The organism is Pseudarthrobacter xylosi (assembly GCF_055412765.1).
Genome location: NZ_JBVAYT010000002.1, coordinates 681,042 through 698,010 on the forward strand (window position 1 = coordinate 681,042; position 16,969 = coordinate 698,010).

16 protein-coding genes are annotated in these 16,969 nt (G+C 65.3%); 12 read left to right on the forward strand and 4 right to left on the reverse strand.

Annotated elements, in window-relative coordinates; translation table 11 throughout:
* The first annotated feature begins 49 nt into the window (after window positions 1-49).
* The 10 genes from truB to ACZY1F_RS07200 all read left to right on the forward strand — a co-directional run bounded on the left by truB (window position 50) and on the right by ACZY1F_RS07200 (window position 10,140).
* Window positions 50-1,048 (forward strand): tRNA pseudouridine(55) synthase TruB, encoded by a 999-nt coding sequence (gene truB, locus ACZY1F_RS07155; RefSeq protein WP_463941058.1) that lies wholly within the window; start codon window positions 50-52, stop codon window positions 1,046-1,048.
* Between the two features lie 2 nt (window positions 1,049-1,050).
* Window positions 1,051-1,404 (forward strand): hypothetical protein, encoded by a 354-nt coding sequence (locus tag ACZY1F_RS07160; RefSeq protein ID WP_185263109.1) that lies wholly within the window; start codon window positions 1,051-1,053, stop codon window positions 1,402-1,404.
* A 1-nt stretch (window position 1,405) separates the two neighbouring features.
* Window positions 1,406-1,876 (forward strand): hypothetical protein, encoded by a 471-nt coding sequence (locus ACZY1F_RS07165; RefSeq protein WP_463941059.1) that lies wholly within the window; start codon window positions 1,406-1,408, stop codon window positions 1,874-1,876.
* A gap of 142 nt (window positions 1,877-2,018) precedes the next feature.
* Complete coding sequence (locus ACZY1F_RS07170) at window positions 2,019-3,002, forward strand: bifunctional riboflavin kinase/FAD synthetase (protein ID WP_463941060.1); 984 nt, start codon at window positions 2,019-2,021, stop codon at window positions 3,000-3,002.
* Between the two features lie 40 nt (window positions 3,003-3,042).
* On the forward strand, window positions 3,043-3,897 hold the full coding sequence (kynA, locus tag ACZY1F_RS07175; RefSeq protein WP_463941061.1) for a tryptophan 2,3-dioxygenase: 855 nt from the start codon (window positions 3,043-3,045) through the stop codon (window positions 3,895-3,897).
* 8 nt (window positions 3,898-3,905) lie between these two features.
* The gene (kynU, locus tag ACZY1F_RS07180; protein ID WP_463941146.1) at window positions 3,906-5,153 is read left to right on the forward strand and encodes a kynureninase; all 1,248 of its coding nucleotides are present in this window, start codon (window positions 3,906-3,908) and stop codon (window positions 5,151-5,153) included.
* Between the two features lie 255 nt (window positions 5,154-5,408).
* Entirely contained in the window at window positions 5,409-5,678 is a 270-nt protein-coding gene (rpsO, locus tag ACZY1F_RS07185) for a 30S ribosomal protein S15 (RefSeq protein ID WP_104063120.1), read from the forward strand.
* A gap of 248 nt (window positions 5,679-5,926) precedes the next feature.
* Entirely contained in the window at window positions 5,927-8,179 is a 2,253-nt protein-coding gene (locus ACZY1F_RS07190; RefSeq protein ID WP_463941147.1) for a polyribonucleotide nucleotidyltransferase, read from the forward strand.
* Window positions 8,180-8,303: 124 nt separating this feature from the next.
* The gene (locus ACZY1F_RS07195; RefSeq protein ID WP_463941062.1) at window positions 8,304-9,647 is read left to right on the forward strand and encodes a M16 family metallopeptidase; all 1,344 of its coding nucleotides are present in this window, start codon (window positions 8,304-8,306) and stop codon (window positions 9,645-9,647) included.
* 31 nt (window positions 9,648-9,678) lie between these two features.
* Entirely contained in the window at window positions 9,679-10,140 is a 462-nt protein-coding gene (locus ACZY1F_RS07200; protein ID WP_463941063.1) for a DUF1579 domain-containing protein, read from the forward strand.
* A gap of 99 nt (window positions 10,141-10,239) precedes the next feature.
* Here ACZY1F_RS07200 and ACZY1F_RS07205 read toward each other — a convergent pair whose 3' ends face one another.
* The gene (locus ACZY1F_RS07205; RefSeq protein ID WP_463941064.1) at window positions 10,240-10,521 is read right to left on the reverse strand and encodes a hypothetical protein; all 282 of its coding nucleotides are present in this window, start codon (window positions 10,519-10,521) and stop codon (window positions 10,240-10,242) included.
* 201 nt (window positions 10,522-10,722) lie between these two features.
* Here ACZY1F_RS07205 and ACZY1F_RS07210 point away from each other — a divergent pair, with 201 nt between their 5' ends.
* Window positions 10,723-11,862, forward strand: coding sequence for a helix-turn-helix transcriptional regulator (locus ACZY1F_RS07210; protein ID WP_463941065.1), 1,140 nt, complete (start codon window positions 10,723-10,725; stop codon window positions 11,860-11,862).
* Between the two features lie 12 nt (window positions 11,863-11,874).
* Here ACZY1F_RS07210 and ACZY1F_RS07215 read toward each other — a convergent pair whose 3' ends face one another.
* The 3 genes from ACZY1F_RS07215 to moaA all read right to left on the reverse strand — a co-directional run bounded on the left by ACZY1F_RS07215 (window position 11,875) and on the right by moaA (window position 15,155).
* Window positions 11,875-13,425: an HNH endonuclease signature motif containing protein gene (locus ACZY1F_RS07215; RefSeq protein WP_463941066.1), complete on the reverse strand. Its 1,551-nt coding sequence runs from the start codon at window positions 13,423-13,425 to the stop codon at window positions 11,875-11,877.
* A gap of 256 nt (window positions 13,426-13,681) precedes the next feature.
* Complete coding sequence (locus ACZY1F_RS07220) at window positions 13,682-13,948, reverse strand: MoaD/ThiS family protein (protein ID WP_463941067.1); 267 nt, start codon at window positions 13,946-13,948, stop codon at window positions 13,682-13,684.
* Between the two features lie 4 nt (window positions 13,949-13,952).
* Window positions 13,953-15,155: a GTP 3',8-cyclase MoaA gene (moaA, locus tag ACZY1F_RS07225; protein ID WP_463941068.1), complete on the reverse strand. Its 1,203-nt coding sequence runs from the start codon at window positions 15,153-15,155 to the stop codon at window positions 13,953-13,955.
* Window positions 15,156-15,404: 249 nt separating this feature from the next.
* Between moaA and ACZY1F_RS07230 the strand changes: the two genes are divergently transcribed.
* A complete protein-coding gene (locus ACZY1F_RS07230; protein WP_463941148.1) occupies window positions 15,405-16,946 on the forward strand; it encodes a molybdopterin-dependent oxidoreductase in 1,542 nt (513 codons plus the stop codon).
* The last annotated feature ends 23 nt before the right edge of the window (window positions 16,947-16,969 follow it).

Sequence of the window (16,969 nt, forward strand, 5' to 3'; positions counted from 1 at the left end):
GCAGGGCTTGTGGGCAGGGGCGGTGACCGGCGCCGATATACTGGGAAGCGTGCTTTCTGGACTGGTGATAGTGGACAAACCGCAGGGATGGACCAGCCATGATGTGGTTGGTCGGATGCGGCGTCTCGCCGGGACCCGGAAAGTGGGGCACGCCGGTACCCTCGATCCCATGGCTACCGGCGTCCTGGTGGTCGGCATCAACAAGGCCACCAGGCTCCTGACCTACATCGTGGGCACGTCCAAGACGTACACGGCAACCATCCGGCTGGGCCAGTCCACCATCACGGACGACGCCGAAGGTGACGTGATTGCCGCCGTCAGTGCCGCCGCCGTCACCGACGAAGCAATCCACGACGGCGTCGCCGCCCTCACGGGTCAAATCCAGCAGGTGCCCAGCAGCGTCAGCGCCATCAAGGTCAACGGTGAACGCGCTTATGCCCGGGTCCGCTCGGGAGAAGAAGTAAAGCTCGCGGCGCGACCGGTCACCATCCACCGTTTCGAAGTTCACGGCATCAACAGGGAAGCCGGCGGCGACGTTGTGGACATTGATGTCACGGTGGAGTGCTCCTCCGGTACCTACATTCGGGCCCTCGCCCGCGACCTCGGCGACGGGCTGGGAGTGGGCGGCCACCTGACCGCCCTCCGCCGGACCCACGTTGGCCCGTACTCACTGGACCAGGCCCGGACCTTGGAGCAGCTCGCCGAGGAACTGAATGTCCTGGAAATGTCCGAGGCTGCCCGGGCGCTGATGCCTAACCGCGAACTCACAGTGGAGGAGACCACCGAGATTTCCTTCGGGCGTCGGATTGCAGCCGGAGCGGAAGCAGGCGATCCCACGGCCGCCACCGCTGAACACCCCGCGGCAGCGTTCGCGCCGGACGGCAGCCTCGTGGCGCTCCTGGCCGACTCCGGTAACTTTGCCAAGCCCGTCCTGGTGTTCGCGCCCGGCAACGGTGCGGCCGGAAAGACTGCGGCTGGGAAAACTGTGTCCGGAAGTGCTGCGTCCGAAAGTGCCGCACCCGAAGATGCCGCGTCCGGGGACGCGTAGGCATGGACGCCTATTTCTATATCATCCTGGTAGTCGGGCTGCTCTCCAGCGGAATCTGCCTCGGTGCCGGCATCCTCAAAAAGGCCCCCAACGATTTCACCATCCTCTCCGTTGCCGCCGTCGAGCTGGCACTATTGGTTTACTTGGTGGGCTCGATTGTGAGGGTTATCGCGGGCGAACCGATTGCCGGCGAAGCCTGGGAATTCTGGGGATACCTGGCCACTGCGATGCTCCTGCCGCCGGCTGCCGTGTACTGGTCCATCCTGGAACGGACCCGCTGGAGCAACTTCGTCCTCGCCGCCGTCGGTGTCACGGCTTTGGTGATGGCCGCCCGCATGAACCAGATCTGGTACTGAAATGGAAGAAGCACGCAACGTGAAAGCACCTCGTGACGAAGCAACCCGGGCAAAGGCAGATGCCAAGGCCGGCGGCAAGGACACCCGGAACACCGGCCCCGGGCGCCTGCTCATCGCCGTTTATGCAGTGTTTGCCATTTCGGCCACCGCACGCGCCGGCTACCAGATCCTGACGAAGTTCTCCGAGGCTCCGCTCGCATACCTGCTGTCTGCCTTCGCGGCGCTGGTCTACGTGGTGGCAACAGTGTCGCTGGCCAAGCCCGGCCGCACCTGGTTCAGGATCTCCCTGGCCGCCGTCCTGGTGGAACTTGTCGGTGTGCTGGTGGTGGGCGCATTGAGTGTCTTTGATTCGGTGGCGTTCCCGCATGAGACCGTCTGGTCCCTTTTTGGCCGGGGGTACGCGTTCATACCGCTGCTGCTGCCGATCCTGGGACTGCTGTGGCTTTACCGGCGCCGGCCGCACCGGCCGTGAGCCTCCTCCGGGTAGGTCCGCGTCTGCCATCCAGTTGGCCCGGCGCCGTCCGGAAGCCATCTTGAATGCGGGTAATCTTAGATAGTTCCGGCGCCGGTGCGTCCGGAGAGATGTCAGTTAAAGGCAGTAAAAGGCGAGGGTGATGGTCTACATCTGGAACGATCCGTCCGAGGTCCCGTCGGACTTTGGTCCCTCCGTTGTCACTATCGGCAACTTCGACGGCGTCCATCGCGGGCACCAGCAGGTGCTCTCCGAGCTCACCCGCTCGGCCCGGCTCAACAAGACAAAAGCCGTTGCCGTCACCTTTGACCCGCACCCGGCCCTGATCCACCGCCCGGAGTCCGCGCCCGAAATGATCATGGGCCTGCAGGACAAACTGGTGGCCTTGGGGGAGCTGGGCCTGGATGCCATTTTGGTGATGAAGTACTCGCTGAACCTGGCCAGCCTCACGCCTGAGGAATTTGTGAGCCAGGTCCTGGTGGACAGCCTGCACGCCAGCCACGTGGTGATCGGTCACGATTCCCGGTTCGGCCGCGGCAACTCCGGTGACCTCGACACCATGAAGCAGCTGGGCGAAAAGTTCGACTTCGACGTCCAGGTCATCAGTGAGTTCGGTTCGGAAGGCTACCCGCTGCATAACGACGGCGGCACGGACCGCCGTTGTTCCTCCACCTGGGTGCGCGAAGCATTGCAAGAGGGCGATGTTGCCACCGCCGCCGCGGTGCTGGGGCGACCGCACCGTATGCGCGGCGAGGTTGTCCACGGTGCCGCCCGCGGCCGTGTGCTCGGGTTCCCCACCGCAAACCTTGCCCACCAGGCCAGCGGGTTCATCCCAGCCGACGGAATCTACGCGGGCTGGCTGGTGGACCAGGCCGGCACGCGCTGGCCGGCGGCCATCTCGGTGGGGTCCAATCCCACGTTCGACGGCGTCAGCCGCCAGGTCGAAGCCCATGTGATCGACCGTCCGCACGAGGCCGTGGAGGATTTCGATCTGTACGGCCAGACAGTAGTGGTCGAATTTGTGGCGCGGCTCCGCGGCATGGTGGCATACCGTGGGCCGGAAGCGCTTGTGGACCAGATGCGTCTGGACGTAGTTCAGGCCCACGATCTACTGGTACGGCGCTGACCGGGATCCACCCGCAACGAACAGCCTGAGAGGCAGCACAGTGGCCGTCGAGAAGAACACCCGCAAACTGGACAAAGGCATAGTCCGCGATTTCAGTTCCCGGATGAGCTACGCCTCCTACCTCCAGCTACCCACCCTGCTCAGTGCACAGCAGCCGGTCAGCACACCCGAACACCACGACGAACTGCTGTTCATCATCCAGCACCAGACCACCGAGCTGTGGCTGAAGCTGGTCCTGCATGAGCTCCGCAGCGCCGCGGCCTGGCTGCGCACAGACGATCTCGGCTCTGCACTCAAGGGCATCGCCCGGGTCAAGCACATCCAGAAAACCCTGACGGAACAGTGGTCCGTCCTGGCCACGCTGACGCCCACGGAGTACTCCCAGTTCCGCGGTTTCCTGGGCAACTCCTCCGGCTTCCAGTCCAGTCAGTACCGGGCCGTCGAGTTTGTCCTCGGCAACAAGAACCGCAAAATGCTGCCGGTGTTCGAATCGGACCCGGAAGCGCACGCCATGCTGGCGGAGCTGCTGAACGCGCCCAGCATCTACGACGAGTTCCTGGCCTACCTGGCCCGGCAGGGTTTTGACGTGCCGCAGTCCATCCTGGAGCGGGATGTCACCCGCGCCCACGAGTTCTGCCCCGAACTGGTGCCGCTGTTCAAGCACATCTACGAGAACGCCGCCGATAACTGGGGCGCCTACGAGGCCTGCGAGGAACTCGTGGACCTTGAAGACAATTTCCAGCTCTGGCGGTTCCGGCACCTTCGCACCGTCCAGCGGACCATCGGGATGAAATCGGGAACCGGAGGATCAAGCGGGGCTGCCTTCCTGCAGAAGGCCCTCGAGCTCACCTTCTTCCCCGAATTATTTGCGGTACGGACGGAGATCGGCCAATGAGCAATGCGATGGACGCGAAAATGGAAAATCACGACGACGCCACCCTCCTTGAGCAGGCAGCACGACTGGACGCCGATGACCCGCTGGCACGCTACCGCGGCCTCTTCATCGGGACGGACACGGACCTTTCCTACCTCGACGGCAATTCCCTGGGCCGCCCACTGAAGCGGACCCCACGGGACATCAGCGCCTTCATCGAGGAAGGCTGGGGCGGCCGGCTCATCCGTGGCTGGGACGAGGAATGGCTGGACCTGCCCCAGGCCATCGGCGATCAACTGGGCAGGGCTGTCCTCGGTGCAGCCCCGGGCCAGACCGTGATCGCCGACTCCACCACTGTGGTGCTCTACAAGCTGATTCGTGCTGCGCTGGCCACCGTGGCTGACCCGGCCCGCACAGAAATTGTCCTGGACACGGACAACTTCCCCACGGACCGCTACCTGGTCGAGGGCATCGCCCGAGAGGAAGGCCTGACCCTGCGGTGGATCGAAGCCGATCCAGCGTCTGGCGTCACCGTTGAACAGGTGCGGGACGCAACCGGCCCGGCCACCGCCGTCGTACTTCTGAGCCACGTGGCCTACCGCTCAGGCTTCCTGGCCGATCTTCCGGGCATCACGGAAGTTGCGCACAGCGCAGGGGCACTGGTGGTCTGGGATCTGTGCCATTCCGCCGGCTCGGTGGAGCTGGACCTGGACGGGGCAGGCGTGGATTTTGCCGCGGGCTGCACGTACAAGTACCTTAACGGGGGACCGGGCTCGCCGGCGTTCGCCTACGTCAACCGCCGGCACCTGCCCGGACTGCAGCAACCCATCTGGGGCTGGATGGGACGCAAGGACGCGTTCGAGATGGCAGCGGGCTACGAGCCGGCGCCCGGCATCCGGAGTTTCCTCAGCGGCACGCCGGCCATCTTCGGGATGCTGGCCATGCGCGGGACCCTTGACCTCATCGAAGAGGCCGGCATGGCTGCCATCCGGGAGAAGTCGCTGAAACTCACCGCGTACGCCGTGCAGCTGTATAACGAATGGCTGGAGCCGGCGGGCGTGGAACTGGCATCGCCGCGCGATCCGGAGCTTCGCGGGAGCCACATCACCCTGGATCATCCGGCGTTCCGGAACGTGACGGCGGCATTGTGGGAACAGGACGTCATCCCGGACTTCCGCGCGCCACACGGGATCCGCGTGGGGCTGTCGCCTCTGAGCACCAGCTTCGCTGAGCTGTTCCGGGGGATGGCTGCCATTCGGGATCAGCTGCGCCGCTAAGCTGACGGCCTTTGCTGACGGCCTTTGCTGGCGGCCTTTGGGCGCGGCATTTTGGTGAGGGGGCTTGGCGGCGGCGGGGCTGTTTCGACAAGATTGCGGCGGGGCCGGTAAACTAAGGGTTGGTTCCGGCTGCAGTCCGTGGCGGCTGGTTCCTGCCATGTGTGGAAAGTCCCTGGTTTCCGGGGAACTCTCGCGCGGGCAGACCCGGCAGTGAAGTACTGATTCGGGCCTCACGGCACATCTCTAGGAGTTATTGTGGCACTTGAAGCCGCTGTAAAGCAGTCCATCATCCAGGATTTCGCAACGTCCGAGGGCGACACCGGTTCGCCGGAGGTCCAGGTTGCAGTCCTGACTCAGCGGATCAAGGATCTGACTGAGCACATGAAGGTGCACAAGCACGATTACCACACCCAGCGCGGTCTGCTGGCCATGGTTGGTCGTCGCAAGCGTATGCTCACCTACCTCAAGAACACTGACATCACCCGCTACCGTGCGCTCATCGAGCGTCTCGGCCTGCGCCGCTAGTCAGCTTTAAGGGGCGGCCCCTTCCGTGACGGAAGGGGCCGCCTTCTTCAGACGAAAATTAAACAGGAGGATCAACCGCATCACGCATTCGCGGTCCTCGGTAGTGATCCCCGGGAACGGCTTCGAAGAATGAAGCCCTCGGCCCGTGGGTCTCGATCGATGACCGGGTGCAGTGCAGGCCAGTAGACAGATGCTGGACTGGGTTGATGCGGCTGGACTCCGTGAAACAAGAAACGGAGGTGACTCTCTTGGAGGGTCCCGAAATCCAGTTCTCAGAAGCAGTCATTGACAATGGCCGCTTTGGCAAGCGTGTAATCCGCTTTGAAACCGGCCGCCTTGCCAAGCAGGCAGCCGGCGCAGCCATGGTGTACATCGACGAAGACACCGCGCTGCTGTCCGCCACCACCGCAGGTAAGCACCCGCGCGAAGGCTTCGACTTCTTCCCGCTGACGGTTGACGTTGAAGAGCGCATGTACGCCGCCGGCCGTATCCCGGGCTCGTTCTTCCGCCGCGAAGGCCGCCCGTCCACCGAGGCCATCCTGGCCTGCCGCCTCATGGACCGCCCGCTGCGTCCGGCCTTCGTCAAGGGCCTGCGCAACGAGGTCCAGATCGTGGTGACCGTGCTGTCCATTAATCCGGACGAGCTCTACGACGTGGTAGCCATCAACGCTTCCTCGATGTCCACCCAGCTCTCCGGCCTGCCGTTCTCCGGCCCCATCGGCGGCGTCCGCGTTGCTCTGATCGCCGACGAGCACGGTTCGCAGTGGGTTGCGTTCCCGAAGCACTCCCAGCTTGAGAACGCCGTCTTCAACATGGTCGTTGCCGGCCGCGTCAAGAACGACGACGTCGCCATCATGATGGTCGAGGCCGAAGCAACCGACAACTCCTGGAACCTCATCAAGGAACAGGGTGCCACCGCTCCCACCGAAGAGGTTGTCTCCGAGGGCCTCGAGGCTGCCAAGCCGTTCATCAAGGCACTCTGCGAGGCCCAGGCTGACCTGGCTGCACGCGCTGCCAAGCCCACCGTTGAGTTCCCGGTCTTCCTGGACTACGAGGATGACGTCTACGCCGCTGTTGAGTCCGCTGCCGCTGAGAAGCTGGCCGCTGTCTTCCAGATCGCTGACAAGCAGGAACGCGACGTTGCAACGGATGCGCTCAAGGACGAAGTCACTTCTTCCCTGGCCGGCCAGTTCGAAGGCCGCGACAAGGAGCTGTCCGCAGCATTCCGCTCGGTCACCAAGCAGGTTGTGCGCCAGCGCATCCTCAAGGACCAGATCCGCATCGACGGCCGTGGCCTGACGGACATCCGCCAGCTCACCGCCGAGGTTGAGGTTCTGCCCCGCGTGCACGGCTCGGCAATTTTCGAGCGCGGCGAAACCCAGATCATGGGTGTCACCACGCTGAACATGCTCAAGATGGAACAGCAGATCGATTCGCTGTCGCCGGTCACGCGCAAGCGCTACATGCACAACTACAACTTCCCGCCGTACTCCACCGGTGAGACCGGCCGCGTGGGTTCGCCCAAGCGCCGCGAAATCGGCCACGGTGCCCTGGCAGAGCGCGCCATCATGCCGGTGCTGCCGTCCCGCGAGGAATTCCCCTACGCGATCCGCCAGGTGTCTGAGGCTCTCAGCTCCAACGGTTCGACGTCGATGGGTTCAGTCTGCGCCTCGACGCTGTCCCTGCTCAACGCAGGTGTGCCGCTGAAGGCAGCTGTTGCCGGTATCGCCATGGGCCTGGTCTCCGACCAGGTTGACGGTCAGACCCGCTACGCAGCCCTGACCGATATCCTCGGCGCCGAAGATGCTTTCGGCGACATGGACTTCAAGGTTGCCGGCACCGCCGAATTCGTGACGGCCATCCAGCTGGACACGAAGCTCGACGGCATCCCCGCTTCCGTGCTGGCAGCAGCACTGAAGCAGGCCCGCGAAGCCCGTCTTCACATCCTGGACGTCCTGAACTCCGCGATCGACACCCCGGATGAGCTCTCTGAGTTCGCGCCGCGGGTCATCGCGGTCAAGATCCCGGTAGACAAGATCGGCGAGGTCATTGGGCCCAAGGGCAAGATGATCAACCAGATCCAGGAAGACACCGGCGCTGACATCTCCATCGAGGACGACGGCACGGTCTACATTGGCGCCACGAACGGTCCGTCTGCTGACGCAGCACGCTCCGCGATCAACGCCATTGCCAACCCGCAGATCCCGGACATCGGCGAGCGCTACCTGGGTACGGTCGTCAAGACCACCACCTTCGGTGCCTTCATTTCGCTGACCCCGGGCAAGGACGGCCTCCTGCACATCTCCGAACTGCGCAAGCTGGCCAACGGCAAGCGCGTGGACAACGTTGATGACGTGGTTTCCGTCGGCCAGAAGATCCAGGTGGAAATCACCAAGATCGATGACCGTGGCAAGCTGTCGCTGTCCCCCGTAGTGGCTGAAGAAGAGGGCGTCGAGCTCGTTGACGCTTCCGCCGCAGAGGGCGCTTCCGAAGCGGAGTAGTCCACTGACGCGGAGCAACATCCTCCGTCACTCAGCATGAATCGGCGGGGCCGGTGGATGATCCACCGGCCCCGCCGCTGTTACGATGGCAGCCAGATCCGGCTGCCGCTCCTGAAAGGCTTCAATGACTGTTGTACCCCTGCCGCTTGAGCAGAACCAGCCCGGCGACACCCTGGTCCACGGCTCGGACGGCGGCTCCGTTGTCCGGCGTTCGGTGCTGCCGGGCGGCGTGCGGGTGCTCACCGAAGCGATGCCGGGCCAGCGTTCGGCGACCATCGGTTTCTGGGTGGGCGTCGGGTCACGCGATGAAGCCCCGGGCCAGCACGGCTCCACGCACTTCCTGGAGCACCTCCTGTTCAAGGGAACCAAGCGCCGCACCGCCCTGGAAATCGCCTCGGCCTTTGATGAAGTGGGTGGGGAGTCCAACGCCGCTACGGCCAAGGAGAGCACGTGCTACTTCGCACGCGTGCTGGACACGGACCTGCCCATGGCCATCGACGTCATTGCCGACATGATCACCGGTGCCGTCCTGGATCCGGCCGAGATGGAGCAGGAACGCGACGTTATCCTGGAGGAAATCGCCATGGACAGCGATGACCCCACTGACGTTGCACACGAAAACTTTGTGGCTGCCGTCCTGGGCACCCATCCGCTGGGCCGCCCCATCGGCGGCACTCCCGCCGCTATCCGCGCCGTCGCCCGCGACTCCGTCTGGGAGCATTACCGCCGCTACTACCGCCCGGATGAGCTGGTCATCACCGCCGCCGGGGGCCTGGAGCACGACGTCGTCTGCCGGCTTGTGGTGGACGCCCTCCACACTGCAGGGTGGTCACTTCAGCCGGACGCCGCCCCCGTGGATCGCCGCTCCACCGCGCGGGCCGACATCACCGGCACTGCCGGGCTGCATGTGGTTAAGCGTGCCGTTGAGCAGGCGAACATCATCATGGGCTGCCCCACGATTGTGGCCACCGATGAACGCCGCTACGTCATGAGTGTCCTCAACGCCGTCCTCGGCGGTGGGATGTCCTCGCGGCTGTTCCAGGAGATCCGCGAAAAGCGTGGCCTGGTGTACTCCACGTACTCGTTTGCCTCCTCTTACGCGGATGCCGGCTACTTCGGGATGTACGCAGGGTGCACTCCGTCCAAGGTCCGCCAGGTGCTGGACCTGCTGGGGCTGGAGCTGGACAAGCTTGCCGAAGGCGGGATCTCCGACGACGAACTGCGCAAGGCCGTGGGCCAGCTGTGCGGCGGAATTGTCCTGGCACTTGAGGACACGGGCTCCCGCATGTCCCGCCTGGGCCGCGCTGAACTGGTCTCCGGTGAATACCAGGACATCGACGAGACCCTGCGGCAGATCAAGGCTGTTACCGCGCAGGAGGTCCAGGACCTTGCCAGGGAACTGGCAGCCGCGCCGCGGACTGTCACTGTGGTGGGTCCGTTCGAGGAAACCGAGACCTTCGGTCTCTGACGGGTAGGCCTGCGCCCGCCATAATGATCCTATGAACCTTCCGCAGCCGGGAACGGTGCAGGCCGTACTCGAGAACTTCCTGGGGCATTGGCGCGGCACCACCCGGCTGGACGCGTCGGCCTGGGGACCCAAGCGTACGGCCTCGGCGGAAGTCAGTTACACCAGGGCCGCCGGAGGCTACGCCGTGGTGCAAAGTTACAGGCACACCGAAGCCGATGGCACGCACATTGAAGGCCACGGCGTCTTCACTGTCGACCGTGACCACAACGACATCCTCTGGTACCACGTGGACAGCATGGGACTGCCGCCGGGAGCCCCGGCCCGGTGCACGTGGGTGGATGGTGTGCTGCGCGTTGAGCGCCACCATGACCGGGGGACTGCGCGCCATACTTTCCGCGTGGACAATGACGTGCTGATCCACACCGCCGAGTTGCGCCTCGGCGACGGCCAGAACTTTGTCCCGTTCATGAACTCCGAGTGCCGCCGCGTCTGACCCCATCGCGTCGTGCGTTCCACCTGCCACGCGCGAACGGGCACTTCCGGCCCTGCCTCTGCGCGAGCGGGCACTTGCGGCCCTGCAGAATTCCGACCGTCAGCCGGCTGATTCCAGGATCCTTGTCCGTGGCGCGCCGTTCAGGGCTGGCGCTGCGGAGGAGGAATTCCACACCCTATCTTTCAGGTTCGCCAGCAATTGCTCGGCCTGGCCGCGTTCCTTGAAATCGAGTTCCACCACCACGTAGTGGGTGTCATCCACAGGCTGGGAAATCCGGTGGCCGACGACTCCGGACGCCGCGCGGTCCACCGGATCCCGGTCGAAGGCCGCCTTCCACATGCCAAAGTCCTTGATGCCATGTTCTATCTGCAGTGTGTACATTGCTGATTCTCCTTAGTTCATCGCGTTAGTTGATCGCACTTGTTGCCTCCGTGCCCCAACCTTTGCTCCACTTCGGGGACGGCGGCACAGTTGCGTTGCGTATCGTCACAGTAACTGTTGGCCGCTGTGGCCGGTATCCCAGAAATCTGGAGCCCTGGGACGGTAAGCGCCTGCGCCGGCAGCAGAGCGCATACTGGGGGAATGACCGCTGGCGGGCCCTGGAACCGGAGCCTTGAACGGATCCGGTTGATCGGCGATTCCGGCCCGGATCACCACTCGCTACGCACCGCAGTGCTCGCTGAGTTGGGCCGCGTGCTGCCGTTCAGTGGCTTCGTATGGCCGCTCTCAGATCCGCTCACGGCGACGGGCATTTCGCCCATTGCCCGGATTCCGTGCCCGGACGAACTGCCGTTGCTGATCCGGCTCAAGTATCTGACGCAGGCAGGTCGCTGGACGCAGTTGGCGGTGAGTCCGTCGCCAGTGACGACGCTGCTCCGCGAAACCGCTGGCAATCCAGCACGGAGCCTGGTGTGGAATGGCGTGATGGGGCGCTATGGAGTGACCGATGTCCTGTTCGCGGTCCTGGCGGACAAACACGGCTGCTGGGGTTGGATTGACCTCTGGCGAACGGCGCCGAACGATCCCTTTACTGCCGACGAAGTGGAATACATCGCTGCCGTGACGCGGGAGGTCACGCCCACCCTGCGTCGTTCGATAGCCCGGCAGTTTCTCGTGGAGCTGCCCGGCGGACGGGACCCCGGAGGACACGAGGCTATCCGTGCGGGGGTAACAGCCATCGGCGGAAGTCCGAGGCCGGAGTTGCCTCAGCAGGCTGTGCTGACTCTGGATGCGGATATGGCGGTGGTGGGTGGAACGGCATCAGTGGAGGAGTGGCTTGGACTGCTTCAGGCTGGCCCGCGTCCGTTTCAACGCGTACCGGCCGAGGTCCTCAACGTCGCTGCCCAGTTGCTGGCGTATGAGGCGGGCGTGGATCGTCATCCTGCGTCCGCCCGTGTGCACATAGAGTCGGGCCAGTGGGCCTTACTCCAGGCCAGCCGGATGGACTCCGCCGGCACAGCGGCCATTCCGCCATTGGCCGTGACCATCCAGGCATGTCCTCCGGAGGCGAGGCTTGATATGTTCGCCCGGAGCTTTGGGCTGACAACACGGCAGCGGGAATTGTTTGAGCTTGCCGCCAGCGGCGCCGACACCAACGCCATGGCCGACGCCTTGGGAATTGGGGCCTACACCGTCCAGGATCAGTTCAAACAGATTTTTGAGACGTGCGGCGTCCACAGCCGCGCGACGTTGTTGGCCATGGCAATGGGAACGGCCCAGTAATCGAACCGGCCTTCAACTCTGTGCCGGTGGCAGGCTTGTGTCCAGGTCCAGGTCCAGGTCCAGGTCCAGGGCCAGGGCCACTTCCAGGTCCGGGCGCTTGTCTAAGACCGAACCGGTGCTGATAGCAGTGCCGGGCATGGGCATGGGGAGGTTTGATGGCCAGTGGGGTGGTTCCCAGTCGGGGTGTTCGCTGGTGTAGTGGCGTCCGGTGGGTGATGTCCAGCCGGGTGGTTCGTTCTTGGTGGCTGCTTTGGGTGTCCAGCCGGTGGTGTGTCTGAGTCTGTGGTGTTTGTGGCAGGGCTGGCCGAGATTCGTTATCCCGGTGGTGCCGCCGTGGGCCCAGGCGAGGAGGTGGTCCGCTTCGTTGTCGAGGGAGTGGTTGCTGCAGCCCGGAAACGGGCATTTCCCGTCCCGCAGCCGGAGCCATTGGCGCTGGGCTTTCGTGACCCGGTAGCTGCTCCGCCCGATCTCCAGCGGAGCCCCATCACGCGGATCGATCAGGACGCGGTGGAACGACTCGGCACCGCCGGCGATCAGCTGCCGGGCCATCGAGGGCGGGATCGGCCCGTACCCGTCCAGCATGGCGGGTTCGTCGGTGAGGCCCAGCAGTGCGAACACCGGCACGGTCACGAGGACTTGGGCCCGCGGCGAGGGGACACCCTCGCCCACAACCGTGCCGCCGATTTCGCCGATCCCGCCTGTCACCCCGTCCATGCCCGTCATGCCAGAGGTTCCGGCACCGGCGGTGTTGTTGGTGAGGAGCCAGGTGGCAACGGTGTCGGCGCGGAGCTGGGTGAGGTTCCGGTCCTCGTCCGGTCCTTGGAGGGCTCGGGCGGCGGTGGTGGTGCGGTCCCAGATCCCTGCCGCCTGGTCGGCGGGGAGGTAGGCGGAGAGCCAGGCCATCCCGTCCCGGTCCGGGGCATACTCCACCCGCCGATCCTGGACACCACGTGCATGGCGTTTTTCGATGCTGACCGGGTGGTGGCGTTCCCGCCAGGTCCTGGCCTTGTGCCGGAACCGGCCGGGGATAAGTTCCCCGGCCGGGCCACGTGCCGGATTCACGACCTCGGGGTCCAGGAAATGTGCTTCCAGCGCCTGCGAGCCGGCGGGGTCCAGGTTGGTGGTTTCGTCGACCATGATCCTGGCGTGCTGCCACGAAATGGTTCCGGCCTGCAACGCGGACAACGTCAGCGGCAGAGCCGTGGTCAGGGAGTGGGCTTCGGCGAGCAGGGCGCCTGCGGAGCGTTCGCTGACGGTCATGGCGCAGGCGACCTCGGCGACCACGGCCATCTCCTGGCCCCTGTGGTCCTGCGGGGACTCAGCAGGGCCCGCCAGGGCCTCGGCAGCGGCGCTGTAGCCGGCAGCCAGCCAGACCTTCAGGGCGGCACTTTTCGCGTCCAACCGTGAGATCGCAGCCAGCCCGTCCAGGAAATCATCCGCCGCCCGCCGCAGCGGATCAGCACCCGAACCATTGCAGCCTGACCCGCCACGAAGCCGCGCAGCAAGCTCAGCGAAAGACGCCGAAAGGGCCTCCGCCGTCGCCACAGCTGCTCTGCTATCCATACTCAAATCATCCCGCGAGGGTATGACAATGACCGCGAGGCTGAACGGCTATGTGGATAACCCTGCGGCCTCGTTGGCCTCCATCGAAGGAATCAACGTGAAGGGTCCGTCCGTATCGGAGCGTGGAGCCGCTTGGTGCCCGGCCGTATCGGAGCGAGGAGCTAATTTGGTGCCCTGCAAGTCGGCACGAGGGGACACTTCCGTGGCCTTCAGATCCGGGGCCTTAACTGACCATTCGCGCTGTCTGAAGCGTGTCCTACCCGCCGGCGAAGGGCGGCAGTACGTCAACCACATCGCCCGGATTTAACACAGTCGTGCGGTCCCGGACGGCCACCTCGTTGAGCAGGAAGCTGCTCCGGGACAGGATCCGTTGCAGGGGAGGAGTGCCGGCTGGTGGCTCGGCGCGGTCCACAGCCAGGACTGCCTGCAGCAAGCCGGCCACTGTGGTCCCGGACGCGAGATCATAGGACTCCTCGTCCAGACCCGCTGCGGCGCGTGCGGCAGCGAAGTAACGTACGTTCAAGAATTCAGCCTCCGATGGCGCTCATGCTGCGGTCCGGCTGGACAAAGTCCGCTGCGCCGAGACCTGTGTGGTCCATACCGTGGGCCTTTGGCTTGACCCACATGGCGTCCTGCCAGCGTTCGGCCAGGGCTTCGTCACTGGCGCCCTCCCGCAGCAAACCCAAAAGATCGAACTCTTCACGGGAGAACAGGCAGCTCATGATCTTTCCCTCAGCGGTGATCCGAGTGCGACGGCAGTCAGCGCAGAACGGCTCCGTGACGGAAGCGATGATCCCCACTGTGCCTAGCACCGGGCCATGGGCTTCCGGCGCCGGCTCCACGACCTCCGGCCTGGGCCCGTCATCGGCCGGCAGAAGTCCCACAGTACCCAGCACGGCACCATCCGGCCCCACGGAACCGGCCACCCGGCGTCGTACTTCAAAGCGTTCTGCCGGTGCTCCATCGCGGGCACGGGGATCGGGACTCAACACAAAGTCGCGCGAGAGCAGGGCGCGGATCTCCGCCGCCGTGATCATGTTCCGCCGCGTCCAGCCGTGGTCCGCGTCTAGGGGCATCTGCTCGATGAAGCGGAGTTCGTAGCCGCGGTCCAGCGCCCACGCGAGCAGGGACGGCGACTCGGTGTCGTTGATGCCCCGCATCAGCACGGCGTTGAGTTTGACGGGGCCCAGCCCGGCCGCCCAGGCGGCGTCGACGCCGGCCAGGACACGGTCCAGGAACGGGCGCCGGGTCAGCTTGGTGAAGGTCTCTTCGTGCAGCGAATCCAGCGAGACATTGATGCGGGTCAGGCCCGCAGCCTTAAGCGCGGCGGCCTTTTTGTCCAAGCCCACGCCGTTGGTGGTCATGGAGATCGGCAGCTCCGGATGATTGCTGCGCAGGGCCGCAATGATGTCCATCAGGTCAGCCCGGACCAGGGGCTCCCCGCCGGTCAGCCGTAGTTCGCGGACACCGAGCAGGTCCACGCCGATCCGGACAATCCGCACGATCTCCTCGGCGGACATCACGGCCTGCTTCGACAGCCACTCAAGCCCCTCGGCTGGCATGCAGTACGTACAGCGCAGGTTGCACTTGTCCGTCAGCGACAGCCTCATGTCCGTGGCCCGGCGGCCGTACTGGTCCAGCAGCCCCGACGGCGTGCCGACAGGGCGGGCAGGCGGCAGGCCCGGCCCTGCACCTTCGCGGGGTTGCGGCATGCCTAGCTGAACACTCATGAATTCAGGCTACGCCACCTTTACCCCCGGGATCACGCCCGCGACGCCCGGGATCGGGTACGGCGCCGGAAGTTCCTCCGAACGGTGACGGAGTCCGGCGCTGCCGGGCTCCGGCGAACCTATGCTGGAGAGGTGAACAGCCCCCAGCCTCTGCAGGAATCGTCCGACGACGGCGCCACCTCTCCCGGGCGCCCGGGAACCGACGGTTCCGCTCAACGCAGCCGCCGCCGGGCCGCCGCATCGGGAGCCGTGGCCGCCGGCGCCGCCGTGGTCATAGGTGAGTTGTTGGCAGGCCTGTTCAGTCCATCCCTGTCGCCGCTGACGGCAGTAGGCGGGGTCATGATCGATGCTGTTCCGCCAGGTGTGAAGGACTGGGCAGTCTCCCTGTTCGGCACTGCGGACAAAACAGTGTTCGTGGCTGGGATGCTGCTGGTCATCGCAGCCGTCGGGGCATTGGCCGGGATCCTGGAAGAGCGCAGGCGGTTTGCCGGTGTGGCGGTGATTGCTGTTTTTGGGCTCGTCGGGCTCACTGCCGTGCTTACCCGCGCCCAGCTGACCCCGGCCGCGGCTGTTGTGCCGCCGGCCGCTGCCCTGGCTGGCGCCCTCCTGCTGGGAGGGCTGATCCGCCGGCTCCACGAAGGACTCCCGGCTGGCGCAGCGGGGACAGCAGCGGGGACAGACGCCGCGAACGCGCAAGTTCCCGCGCGGACAGCAAAGACCGCCGGACGGCGCACGTTCCTGCAAGTCCTGGCTGCGAGCGCCGGGGCTACCGCCGTGGGTGGCATTGTCGCCGGGGTCTGGCGAGGGGCGGCCGCAGGGATCAGCACCGCCCGCGAAAAACTGCAGCTGCCTGCCGCAGTATCCGCAGCGCCCGCCATTCCCGCCGGCGCCGAGGTGGGCCTGGACGGAATGCAGCCGCTGGTGACACCCAACCGTGACTTCTATCGGATCGACACCGCCCTGATCGTCCCGTCCCTCGACCCCGACTCCTGGGTTCTCCGCGTCACAGGAATGGTGGAGCAGGAGATTGAGCTGAACCTGGCTGATCTGCTGGCCAAGCCCCTGATCGAACGTCATGTGACCATCGCCTGTGTCTCCAATGAAGTGGGCGGTGACCTGATCGGCAACGCCCGCTGGCTTGGCTGGCCGGTGCGGGAACTCGTGGCCCTTGCCCGGCCGCAGGCCGGTGCCGACATGGTGCTGTCCCGGAGCTCCGACGGCTGGACGGCGGGCACCCCGCTGGAGGCTCTCACTGATCAGCGCGACGCCCTGCTTGCGGTGGGGATGAACGGCGAACCATTGCCGCTGGAACACGGCTTCCCGGTCCGGATGATCGTGCCCGGACTCTACGGCTACGTTTCCGCAACCAAATGGCTCACGGAACTCCGCGTCACCAGGTTCGCGGACGATGTCGGCTACTGGACGCCGCGCGGCTGGTCTGACCGCGGCCCCATCAAGACGTCCTCGCGGATCGACGTGCCCCGTACCGGCAGGCGGGTGGCTGCTGGAACGGTCACATTCGGCGGCGTGGCATGGGCCCAGCACACCGGAATTGGCGCGGTGGAACTCCGCGTCAACCGCGGTCCGTGGCAGGCGGCCCGCCTTGCACCCGGGATTTCACTGGACACGTGGTACCAGTGGCAGCTGGGCATCGAGCTGACTCCGGGCCAGTATGAGGTCCAGGTCCGCGCCACGGACCTCAACGGCGAGCCGCAGGTGGAGGAACGCCGGCCGGTTGCTCCCGACGGGGCCACCGGCTTCCACACGATTAGAGTTGACGTGAATCCATGACGGCCCGGACCGAAGGCAGGACC